We start from the raw sequence: 11,761 nt of genomic DNA, 5'->3' as shown, positions 1-11,761 counted from the left end.
CCATCCCACAAAATTTTTTTTCTTGTGGAATGGGCCCCAGAGCCCGTTCCAGAATTTGATTAAAAGGATTTTTGCAATCTTGTCTAATCATCCCCATGTCACCGCTAACGCGAAAAACCATCAGCTTGCTGTCACTATTGTCACAGTTCAAGAACTCTTCAATGGTTGGGTTGGCAGGATTAACGATCCATCCCTGGTGTATAACCTACCGGGACTCTATTCTAAACTTTGGACAACTGTAAAATACCTCCAAACTATTGAGGTACGGGACTTTACACCGGAAGCTGATACTTGTCTCAAGAAACTGTTAAAAGATAACGCGCCCCTGCGGAAAAATCGCCTGCAAAAAGATATGCGGATTGCAGCTATTGCCTTGTCCGTCGGTGCTACCGTTATCACTCGCAACCAACGAGACTTTTGTCAAGTTCCGGGACTTTCGATCGAAGATTGGACGCTTGATTCCTAACTCCTAACTAATGACTGCTGACTAACTAATGCAAAAACTTGCGAACTTGATATTCGCGACTTTCTGCGATCGCAATTTGCAAATCGCCCATTTTGGCATCCAACTCATCTATTGTGCTTTGTGGCACCGACTTCCACTTCTCCCTAGTTTCCCAGCGAATCAACATCACCACCTCATTTTCCACCGGATCTACCCAAATTTCTTTGCCTAAAAAACCGTCCCAACTTTTTAGTCCCGCCGTCCAAACTTCCTGATCTCGCTGAATAAAAGCCTCCCACTTTTCTTGAGGTACTTTAAATCTGAGCCACTCGATTACCATATTATTTCCTAGTTTTAAATAGGTAATTAATCGTTACCGATCGCAATTTTAATTATCAACTCAGTTCCCTGTCCCGGACGAGAAACACAGTGCAACTCACCGCCGTGCTTTTCTACTAAATGCTGGGAGATTGCCAGACCCAAACCAGTGCTCGTGGCGGGGGGTTTCGTGGTAAATAAAGGCTCAAAAATGCAGCCGAGGACTTCTTCAGTCATGCCGGGGCCGTTGTCGCTAATGGCGATCGCAACTTCGCTTTCGCCTACAACTTCCGTTCTAATCCGAATTTCGGGGTGGAATGTTTCAGCTCCCGATCCGCCCGAAGACAAGAAAGACTGATTTTGTATCGTACCATACTTTTCGGGATTTCTCCCCCCTTCTTCCAAAGCGTCGATCGCATTTGTCAACAAGTGCATGAACACTTGATTTAACTGTCCCGCATAGCAGCGGACTCGCGGCAAATTCCCGTATTCCTTGATGAGATTAATTCCAGGGCGTCCCCCTTTAGCTTGCAGGCGATTTTGCAAGATCAGCACAGTGCTGTCCAAACCTTCGTGGATATCTGCGGTCTTCATTTCGGCTTCATCGGTACGCGAGAACAAGCGGAGCGATCGCACGACATCCCGAATCCTTTCCGAACCCACTTTCATTGAATTTAGCAATTTGGGCAAGTCTTTTTTGATAAATTCTAAGTCCAATTCTTCCATCAACTCTTGAATTTCCGGCACGGGGTGGGGATAATGCTTTTGGTAAACATCGATCGCTCGCAGCAGTTCTTCAATGTAGCCCGTCGCGTGGCTGACATTGCCGGAAATAAAACTAACTGGATTGTTAATTTCGTGAGCTATTCCTGCTACCAACTGCCCCAGAGATGACATCTTTTCTGTTTGAATCAGTTGAGTTTGAGTTTGCTGCAAAACTAACAGGGTCTGCTCTAATTTCGCCGCTTGCTGCCGCAGGCGCTCTTCTGATTCTTGCAAAGCCACAAGAGACTGTTTGCTTTCTGTAATGTCCAATCCCACAAATACCGCAGCCGTACTTTTTTGGTATTTTTGAGCTACAATTAAATAAGTTTTATTTTCTCCTCGAATGCTCGCCGTTACTTCTTGAGATGTCTTTTTTTCAGGGATGGCAAAGAAATCGTATACTAAATCGTTAAATTTGGGACTTGTCTCTAAAAAACCTACTTTTTGACCGGCAAATAGTTCGGCCGGCATTTGGTAAGCGTTAGCTAAATGTCGATTTACTCCCAAGTAGCGCAAATCGGAACTTACCCAAGAAACTAATCCGGGGACGGCATCCAAAACGGCTTGAAGTTGCTCTTTTGCCTCTAAAAGCGCAACTTCTGCTGCTTGGCGAGCCGAAATGTCGCGGGCGATCGCGCAGCGGTATTCGCAACCGCCGTATTCTAAATAATTGACTTTAACTTCGACGGGAAAAGTGGCGCCGTCTTTGGTTTTGTAAGTGGTTTCAAAAGTGAGGTTGCTTTGCTGCTTGAGTTGCTCCCAATGCTCGATCCAATCGGATGCTGACAACTGCGAATCGATGTCGCTAACGGTGAGGTTGAGCAGTTCCGATTCCGAGTAGCCGAAAACATGGCAAGCAGCTTTGTTCGCGTAGCAAATGTGACCGTCTGAGCTAGTAAAAAACATTGTATCAGCAGCATTGTCGAGGGCAATTTGAGTTAGTTGCGGTCTTGTTTCTAACTGCTTGCTTTTGACATCGGAGGAAAATTTCTTGTAGCAATTTGTTTCAGCGAAATCCTCAGCTATCTCAGAGGCAAACAAAATCAAACCGCCGATCGCACCCGAGCTATTTTTCCAAGGCCGAAATACCCATTTTACCGACGTGCCGACTGCACCTCCGATTTGTCCTGCTACAGATCCGGTCGATCGCCATACCACAAACTCGCTGTATTCCAAAACACCCGCCAAACAAGCCCGGGCATTTTGCTGCCAATATTCCGGGAGATTCGGGAACAGTTCCCAATGAGATCGGCCGATCACCTCGCCGCCCCCGAAGCCGCAATCTGTTTCCCAGCGACGAGAAACCGACAGATAGCGCATTTCACAGTCTACCATTGCTACGGAGTCGGCGGAGCGCTCCACCAACCGCTGAAATCGCTCTTTACTCTCGAACACGGTTGCCTCTGCGGGTGGGTGGGCGATCGGGATTGTCCCGTCGGCATACCTTCCCAGTCCCGGACTTTGTTGCTGAACTGGCTTAGTTTGCACGGTTGGGGATTTCCTCCATAACTATCAAGTTTGAAAAATTTTGTTTGACACCAAAAATGCTGTTCCCCTGATTTGCTCTCTTGGGCGATACCAAGAGAGGGGTGTCACCCATCAGTGATATCATTTTTGATGGGGGTGTGTCTATAGGTACTCCATACATTTTCCTTAAACTTGAAGATTCAGAAACTTTCCTGGCGCTCGTTCAGTAGTTGAGATCGTGCAGCCAGTGCTATCGCCCAGATTGCTTAAAAATTTAAGTAATCGCTCAAACAAATTTGTGCGTAAATTCACGGGTAAAATCCACTCTCCCTTTCCGCAACATTGCAGGATCTAATCTTTCAGTCGTGTTGCAAGTCATCAACACTACGAGTTTTTGCTGAAATTGAATACCGTGTTCGTCCATGACGCTTTGATACAAAGTTCCGTCCAACAAACTCAAAATATGTTCAGTTTTGTTAGTGCGTTGCGCCTCTGCGGTCGATCGATCTTGAGCCAAATTATCAGCTTCATTGATAATAATACAAATCCGCTCCAAATAACTCGGCGGCACAAAATTTTCCACAGCATCGTGATCTAAGATAAAAATTACATAACCCAGCGGGACTAAAATTTCCTTTGCTACCGCTTGCGTCCAAGCAGTTTTGCCCGTACCCGGTTCGCCGCTAACCAAAACAGCCAACTGATTTTGATCCAGAATTGCCTGCTGAACAGTATCCGTAAAACTTTGAACTTCCGCAGAAAACGTCCGAATCGGGAACTGACTGTGAACCTGTCCGACCCGGCTTTTGTACCCGCCCAGAATCACCGCTAAATTGTAAGTTGCCTTGCTAACCAGCGGCGCAATATCTTGACAAATCAGAGTGTAGCAGCGTCTTCCCCTGTCGTAGTTGTCAATTTGCAGCCAGCAGCCGAATCGGGCCCAATGAGCGTAAACAGTACCCAAAACTTCTAAGCGTTCCCAGCTAATAAATCGCTCCGGCGGATAAGAAAAATGCCGTTCCATAAAAAACTGGGTAATCGCATCCGGTTTTCCCAGCAAATCCAGAACTTTGAAAACAGTAATCTCTTGGAGTTTGTTGAGAACGTAGTCGATGGGAATACTAGCGCGGCTGACCAACTGCACCACAGGTGTTTCGGTAATTAAAACATCTTTGTAGCGGTAATCCGGGTAAACGGGCTGCGGAGTAATGTAATCCCAAAACACATCGATTTCGTAGCGAGTATTTTCCGAGAATACATTTAAAATATTGGCCCACCAGGTATATTGGTGTCGTCCCATTGCGTCGGCAATGTCGCTAGCTGCATCTAAACTTTTTTGAGCTAGTTCTAAGGGGTCGCTAGATGCTAAGTGCAGCAGGTGTTCCCAATCAAATTGACGGTAGAGAGGTCGCCAGCCCGAGCCGAGCAGCCCTCGATTTTGAGGATTGTTTTGATTGAAATTGTTTTGGCTGTCTGCCATATTTCCCGAACTCATGTTTTGCAATTCCTAGTTACTCTTATTTTAACTTATTTAGCTAGATTTTTAGACAAAACCACTGGCTCTTTTTAACTTATTTTTAGATAAGTGGGTGGCACAACATCTACTAACCAAACTTTGTTTTTCGAGCAGTAAAATGTATGACCGTCGCGTTGCATTGCTGCGGCATCTACAGTAAAAACTGCCGGAATGCCGTGTCTTGCACCTACTTGGCGCGCCGTCTGGATATCCACCGACAAATGAACGTGATGCCGCGACATTTTCCTAATTCCTTGACTGAGAATAGACTCGACGGCTGTGCTGCCTGTTCCGTGATATAAAATATCCGGGGGAACAGTGGGTTCTAACTGCAAGTCAACCTCTACGCTGTGTCCTTGGTTGGCACGAATGAGAGTGCCTGTTTCGTCGAATGAAAAGCGCTGTTTGTCATTTTCGGCAACTACTTCTTTGAGTTCTGCAAGCTGAACTGGAAAGTTATTTTTTTGGCAGGCATCGAGGAGTTCGCTAACAGGAACCCAGCCACCGGGAGCGAGTTCAATGCCGATGCGCGATGGCGCGTGACGCAGGTGTTTGCTGAGATATCTGCTGATTTTTTCTAATCGAAAATCTTTCATAATTTTACTTTATTTATTGAGCTTTTAAATCACTTTTTAGAAAATGTCACTAGCGGGTTATATCGTTTGGTGGGGGCGGGTTTATTGAATCTGTTGGTACTGCCAGAGAACGGTTGAGTGAACCCGCCCCTACAGGTTTGTTGAAAATCTGGACTAAGGCAAAAGATAGTTTGACGCGCGAATTATAGCGGTAAGGTGCGCATTGCGCACCCTACATATAGAGGCTCTGCGCAAGTCCTGTTTATCTTTTGATAATTATCAAAAACTCTGCCTTCTACCTTGGGATAACTCCGCCAAAAATAGCAAAGTTGAGATAGCGCCAGTGACATCCGGCCTCTGCAAAACCAGCTTCTGCAAGCCACTTTGTCTGCTCTTCAACAGAGGAGGGAATATCTTCTTTTAGATAGTTTTGAAACCAGGCTGCATCGTTTTCTCCGTTAGCTTTCATGTACTGCCGCCACAACTGTTCGTATTGTTCGGTCAGCCGGGGAGTAACACCTGTCACAATATCTCGAATTAGCAAGATTCCGCCTGGATTCATGGAGTGGAAAAGTTTGTGAAATAGCTGTTGTTTACCTGCGCTGTCTAGGTGGTGGATTGCCAACCCCGAAACTACCAAGTCGTAACCGCTGCCGAAATCATCTTCGGCGAAATTTCCGTGCTGCAAGTTCAGGCGTTTTTGGAAAGCGGACAAATTAGTTTGGCAAATTTTCAGCATATTTTCCGCCATGTCAAAGGCTGCGACATTTGCGTGAGGAAATGTTTGCAAAATCAGGGCAGACAGTATGCCCGTGCCCGCGCCTAAATCCAGAACTTTTATGTGAGCATTAGTTTCAAAAGGGATTAACTGCAATATTACATCGTGTTGCTCTCGATAGTGCGGAATGAGGCGGGGAATTAAGCCGTCACAATCAAATGCTCTTTGTTCAAATTGCTCGCGTACAGCGTCTAAACTCACAGCTCATTTTCCTCAAATTGTTAATAGTTGAGTGCGTCAATGCAGTTGGGCTGCTCTCTCGTTCGAGGGCATATTACAGTTTATAATACAAAAAGTATGCAGAGGTGTCAAGATGTAGAATAAAATAATTTAACAGAAGTTGGTGACGATCGCAAGACACGGACTTTGTTCGTCCAAACCAGCCAATTATTTGGTAACTGTCTAGCCATGCATATATCTGCTTGAGTGGAGATGAGGCAGAATGCCGGAGGCCCGAAAGGCTGCGGAAGAGGAGACTTTGTGCCAGATGCGGGAGGTAATTGTGAGAAAAATTTTGACGGTTCTTATACCAGTTTAAAACAAGAATGCAACTGTAGGCCCGTGCTCGACACCCTCAATTCATCAGTCATTTCCATCCTAAAATATAAAATGAAAAATCTAAAATGGTATTACCCAGAGCCCGCTCGGGCAGATTTGAGAAAATATGTCCTAAGATTGACAAAATTGAGCCAAACTGTAAATAAAATTTGAGGTTAGTCCGAAGTGGATGTGCGGACAGCCGATTTTTCAGGAAAATGAAGAAATACAAAATATTACACCCGCCAGCTCGGGCAAAAAAAAAAGTGATAATTAATCAGGATGCGAGTAGATTAGGTGTCAGCCGTCAGGGGAAAATACAAGCAATGAAAATCCAACAGCGGAGCAAGGATAAGGCCGATTGCCAGCAACCAAACGCGCCGGATCGCTCAGGCAAAATTTCTACAACAAAAGAACTAAATTCGTCGCTGCAAGAATGTTTAGATTTTAAGGGAGCGATCGACCGATCGACACTGGCGGTGAGGACGGACGCGCGAGGAATTATCAACTACGTCAGCGATCGAGTTTGCTCCATCTCTAACTATTCGCGCGCCGAACTGATCGGCTCCCACTTCGGCATTCTCCACTCGGAATATAAGTCTTCGGAATTAATTAAAAATCTGCGGTCAACTGTTGCCCAAGGTGAAGTTTGGCAAGGAGAAATTAAGAATAAAGCTAAGAATGGCAGCGATTATTGGGTGTACTGCGCAGTAGTTCCGCTGTTGGACTTCAAGGGAAAACCCTCTCAGTATTTGGCGATCGGATTCGACATCACCGATCGCAAAGCCCTTGAAGCAGCCCAAGCCGAAGCCAACCGGGCAAAAGACGAATTTCTGGCGATCGCCGGACACGAACTGCGATCGCCCCTGAGCGCGATTTTGGGATGGGTGCAGCTAGCTCGATCGCGCAAGTTAAACGAAGCCACCACCAACCGCGCTTTGGAAATCATCGAGCGCAACGCCAGATTGCAAAACAGACAAATAGACAATCTCCTCGACCTCTCGCACCTTCTGCGGGGGAAAGTGCGCCTAAACCTCGACCGGGTGCACCTCCCGTCTGTCATAGAATCTGCGATCGGCACCCTCCGCCCCGCCGCCGATGCCAAAAACATCCGCGTAGAAACACATTTTGACCCCGCCGTCAGCTACATTTTGGCAGATGCAGAACGCTTGCAGCAAGTAGTCTGGAACTTGCTTACCAACGCCATCAAATTCACCCCAGAATCGACACCAAACCCAGTTCTAGTGCGGATCGAACCTACTCCGTCCGGCGTCTTGATTCGGGTCAGCGACAGCGGTTGCGGGATCGACCCCAAATTTCTGCCCCACATCTTTGACTACTTCCGCCCCGCAGAGAGCTTCCAGACAAAGGAACAGCACCGGCTCGGCCTGGGACTCTCAATTGTGCGGCAGTTGGTGGAACTGCACGGGGGAAGTGTTTGGGCTTTGAGTCCCGGCCTCGGTCAGGGGGCGACCTTTGGGGTGCTGCTACCGATTGCCAAAAAAAATTCACCTGACGATCCCACTGCTGCGATCGCTCAAATGGAAAGCAGACCCGGATCGGTTTCCAAACCCCTAGCGGGAAAGCAAGTCCTGGTGGTGGACAGCAGCGCCGAGATCCGGAAATTTCTGAAAACTGGCCTCGAAGCATTTGGAGCCAAGGTAACAGCGGTGGGTAGCGCCGGCGAAGCGATGGCCGAGTTGCAACAGTGGCGGCCCGACGTGTTGGTGAGCGATATGGCGATGCCGGAAACAGACGGCTGCGATTTGATCCGTCGCATCAGAGCAATGGAAATGTCCGAGCAAAGGGAACTCCTGCCGGCGGTGGCGCTGACGGGAGGCATCCGGGAAGAAGATTCGGCATCGGCGCTGGAGGCGGGGTTTCAGAGGCATTTGTCGAAGCCGGTGTCCGCGAATCAGTTGGTGAGCGCGATCGCCCAATTGGCAGGACTGACTGAATCCGGCTTCGGAGAGCACGCGGGAGATGTCCGGGCGATCGCACCCCACGCCTCGCTGTCGGAACATAACAGTTTTGACGACAAAAATAATGGCGAAGAATTAACACCTGACAGCAGAGAATTACCGCTGTTGCTGGTAGTAGAAGATAACAGTTTTCTGCTGGCTTACCTCCAAAGTTTATTGAGTCCGTACTATCGAGTCGCCGTGGCGATTGACGGGGTTGAAGGTTTAGAAAAAGCTAAAAGTTTGCAGCCAAATTTAATTTTGAGCGACCAAATCATGCCCAGACAAAACGGACTGGATTTGCTCAAGGAGATTCGCACCACGCCGGAATTGAGTTCGACTCCGGTAATTTTTTTGACAGCGCGATCGGGGATGGAATCTCGGATTGAAAGTTTAGATGCTGGTGCGGACGATTATATCTCGAAGCCTTTTGACGAGAGGGAACTGCTGGCGAGGGTGAAAAATTTGTTGCGATCGCACGCAGCCGAACAGCAGTTGGCAGTCCTCAACCGTCAATTGCAGCAGCAGAAACAGCAGTTAGAAACTGTGAATCGAGCCTTGCAGTATTTGGCAACTTACGACAGTTTGACTGAGGTAAGAAACCGCCGCTCTTTTAATGAATATCTCGATACGGAATGGCGGCGTTTGGCGAGGGAAGAAGCACCGCTGTCTTTGGTTATGTGCGACATCGATTATTTCAAACTTTACAACGACACTTACGGCCACCAAGCGGGGGATGAATGTTTGCGGCAAGTGGCGCAGGTTATCCAGCAGTCGGTAAAGCGACCGGCTGATTTAGTTGCGCGTTACGGTGGAGAAGAATTCGCAGTAGTTTTGCCGAATACGGATATTGAAGGTGCGGCTTGCGTTGCTGAAATTATCGGCCAAAAGGTGCGGGGTTTGCAGATTGTTCACGCTAAGTCTGCTGTCAGCGAATACGTGACGCTGAGTTTGGGTGTAGCTTGCTGCATTCCGGCGCCGATGTCCCAACCGGGGACGCTAATTGCGATCGCCGACGAGGCGCTTTATCGGGCAAAAGAAGCAGGGCGCGATCGGGTGTCGGTTGCCACATTTGAAGGATAATAGTTATTAGTCATTAGTTATTAGTTATTAGTTATTAGTCCTTAGTAGACCTCTTGCAAAAATAATTAGGACGGGCAAGATGCCCATCCCACAAAAAACATTTTTCCTTGTGGAACGGGCATCTTGCCCGTTCCAAAATTTGATTAAAAGGACTTTTGCAAGAGGTCTAGTCAGTTCGCTGCGATCGAATTGGAAAAACTAAATATATTACAAAAATAGGTTCGTCTTAAGGACTTCCGTCCTTAAATTCGACTTAATAAGGACTAAAGTCCTGACTAAAAACTTAACTTATTTCTAATAGCAACAGAATAATTATAGCAGGTCGTCTCATGACATTAACTTTAGATAAGCCTGAAGACCAAAGGCTAGTCCACTCCGAGATTAGCTGGCAAAAATTCAAACTAATTCAGCAGGGCTTTTCTAACTCCCCCGGCATCAGACTGTTTTATTTCAAAGGTGAGGTAGAAATATTGTCAGTCTCGCAAAAATACGAAGTCTTCAGCAGAATGATTGCAAGCTTGCTGATTGACTACTTTGTTGAAAAAGACATCGATACAAATGCTCTAGCTGCACATAGGTAGGCATTCAAACCTAAAACTTTCTCGAAACTGGTAAGCTGTTACGCATTTAAACCACTAACGAGGCCTGTAGGGTGCGTCAGCTAGAACACTTACGCTTACAAGGGAAACGAGAAAGGGCTGACGCACCCTACAATACTATTTTAAATGCGTAACAGCTTATCTATATATAGCATTTCTGTTTCCGATCGCACTTTCACGCTCGAACATAACGCCTGTCAGTGCAGCAAACAGTTATGGAGTATGGTGTCGGTCGATCGCTCTTGACGACCGTGTATTACCTGTGTAGTGTAGAGTTGCGGTCGGAAAGCTCGATCGACACCAGCAAACAAAATAGACAAAAAACCTATGCAACCCATCCGACAAGGCGACGTAATTCTCACTCCCGTACCGCAAATCCAAGGAGAAAAAAAACCTCACCTAACTCTCGCCGAAGGTGAAGTCACCGGACATTCTCACCAGATTATTGAGGGACAAGCTGAACTTTACGAAAAAGACGGCACTCTGTACTTGCGGGTGCTTTCGCCGACAGCTTTATTGAGTCACGAAGAACACCATGCGATCGCAATTCCCGAAGGTAATTGGATGGTGCGAATTCAGCGCGAATACGAGCCCCAAGGTTGGAGGTATGTCACAGACTAAAGTTAAAAAACTCACGCCAGAACAAGCAGCTTTGATGCCAGTTTATCGGGAAAAGTGGAGGGCGATCGCGCTTTCCACTTTTCGCGATAGATCGATCGCTGTGGAAATGAGTAAAGTGGGTGCTTGTGCGATCGGCATTTACAGCATTGGATGTCATTTTGTGCGATCGTATTTGTCAAAAACTAGCAGCCACTGAATTAGATATTTGCCAGGGATACATACCCTGTTAAAAATCGATTTTGAGGACGATTTCGACGCATTGGAGTGTCCTTTAGCAGTTTTTTGTTGAAAATGAGCTTTCTGAATACGGGATTTATTAGACCTCTTGCAAAAATAACTAGGACGGGCAAGATGCCCATCCCACAAAAAACATTTTTCCTTGTGGAACGGGCATCTTGCCCGTTCCAAAATTTGATTAAAAGGACTTTTGTAAGAGGTCTATTCATGCACTGTGAGTGCCTCCTGATGTGCGATCGGCTCGCGAGGCAATTTGCTGGGTAAACTGGGATATTGAGCCGGAGGAATTTAGAGTACAAACTTGAAACTCGCGCAAATCTGTTAACAAGTAGCATTATATTATCCTAATTTTCCACAGTTTTATGTCAGAACAACAACCAAAACAATCAATAACTTTCAGCAGCTTTACCGACTGGTGCTTGCACAAAGATAGCCTTTCAGAAGCAGCAAGATATACAGTTGAGTTGCTGTTAAAAAAAGCTGGCACTTCTGACATTTATGAAGCGAACCAGATACTGTCAAGTAGCAATAACTTGGCTCTGTACAACAATCAAATATCAGACATCACACCCCTGCAATCTCTGACTAATTTGACTTCTCTGCATCTGTGCAACAATCAAATATCAGACATCACACCCCTGCAATCTCTGACTAATTTGACTCATCTGGAGCTGTACTACAATCAAATATCAGACATCACACCCCTGCAATCTCTGACTAATTTGACTGATCTGTATCTGCACAACAATCAAATATCAGACATCACACCCCTGCAATCTCTGACTAATTTGACTGATCTGAATCTGCACAACAATCAAATATCAGACATCACACCCCTGCAATCTCTGACTAATTTGAC

11 protein-coding genes are annotated in these 11,761 nt (G+C 46.5%); 6 read left to right on the top strand and 5 right to left on the bottom strand.

Annotated elements, in window-relative coordinates; translation table 11 throughout:
- Window positions 1–466 (top strand): type II toxin-antitoxin system VapC family toxin (locus QUB70_RS29090; protein WP_442927847.1); only part of this gene is annotated, 466 nt, incomplete at its 5' end.
- A 25-nt stretch (window positions 467–491) separates the two neighbouring features.
- On the opposite strand, the gene QUB70_RS29085 is transcribed toward QUB70_RS29090, so the two are convergent.
- From QUB70_RS29085 to QUB70_RS29065, 5 genes are all read right to left on the bottom strand, one after another.
- Window positions 492–785 carry a TIGR03792 family protein gene (locus QUB70_RS29085; RefSeq protein ID WP_332985100.1) on the bottom strand — a complete coding sequence of 98 codons (294 nt, stop codon included), beginning with the start codon at window positions 783–785 and terminating at the stop codon, window positions 492–494.
- Window positions 786–811: 26 nt separating this feature from the next.
- Window positions 812–3,016 carry a PAS domain-containing sensor histidine kinase gene (locus tag QUB70_RS29080; RefSeq protein WP_332985098.1) on the bottom strand — a complete coding sequence of 735 codons (2,205 nt, stop codon included), beginning with the start codon at window positions 3,014–3,016 and terminating at the stop codon, window positions 812–814.
- A gap of 265 nt (window positions 3,017–3,281) precedes the next feature.
- Window positions 3,282–4,490 carry an AAA family ATPase gene (locus QUB70_RS29075; protein ID WP_332985097.1) on the bottom strand — a complete coding sequence of 403 codons (1,209 nt, stop codon included), beginning with the start codon at window positions 4,488–4,490 and terminating at the stop codon, window positions 3,282–3,284.
- A gap of 71 nt (window positions 4,491–4,561) precedes the next feature.
- Complete coding sequence (locus tag QUB70_RS29070; RefSeq protein WP_332985096.1) at window positions 4,562–5,107, bottom strand: RNA 2'-phosphotransferase; 546 nt, start codon at window positions 5,105–5,107, stop codon at window positions 4,562–4,564.
- Between the two features lie 274 nt (window positions 5,108–5,381).
- Window positions 5,382–6,065, bottom strand: coding sequence for a class I SAM-dependent methyltransferase (locus QUB70_RS29065; RefSeq protein WP_332985095.1), 684 nt, complete (start codon window positions 6,063–6,065; stop codon window positions 5,382–5,384).
- Window positions 6,066–6,667: 602 nt separating this feature from the next.
- On the opposite strand from QUB70_RS29065, the gene QUB70_RS29060 reads away from it, so the two are divergent.
- The 5 genes from QUB70_RS29060 to QUB70_RS29040 form a co-directional block, all read left to right on the top strand.
- On the top strand, window positions 6,668–9,445 hold the full coding sequence (locus QUB70_RS29060) for a diguanylate cyclase domain-containing protein (protein WP_332985094.1): 2,778 nt from the start codon (window positions 6,668–6,670) through the stop codon (window positions 9,443–9,445).
- Window positions 9,446–9,774: 329 nt separating this feature from the next.
- A complete protein-coding gene (locus QUB70_RS29055) occupies window positions 9,775–10,026 on the top strand; it encodes a hypothetical protein (protein WP_332985092.1) in 252 nt (83 codons plus the stop codon).
- Between the two features lie 345 nt (window positions 10,027–10,371).
- Window positions 10,372–10,665 (top strand): hypothetical protein, encoded by a 294-nt coding sequence (locus QUB70_RS29050; protein ID WP_332985091.1) that lies wholly within the window; start codon window positions 10,372–10,374, stop codon window positions 10,663–10,665.
- Window positions 10,652–10,861: a hypothetical protein gene (locus QUB70_RS29045; RefSeq protein WP_332985089.1), complete on the top strand. Its 210-nt coding sequence runs from the start codon at window positions 10,652–10,654 to the stop codon at window positions 10,859–10,861. The genes QUB70_RS29050 and QUB70_RS29045 overlap by 14 nt, the downstream gene beginning before the upstream one ends.
- A 403-nt stretch (window positions 10,862–11,264) precedes the next feature.
- A partial coding sequence (locus QUB70_RS29040) for a leucine-rich repeat domain-containing protein (protein WP_332985087.1) occupies window positions 11,265–11,761 on the top strand: 497 nt, incomplete at its 3' end.

The organism is Microcoleus sp. A003_D6, assembly GCF_036702825.1.
GTDB lineage: Bacteria > Cyanobacteriota > Cyanobacteriia > Cyanobacteriales > Microcoleaceae > Microcoleus.
Note: the sequence above shows the minus strand (reverse complement) of the source record. Positions and strands in the feature narration are given on the sequence as shown.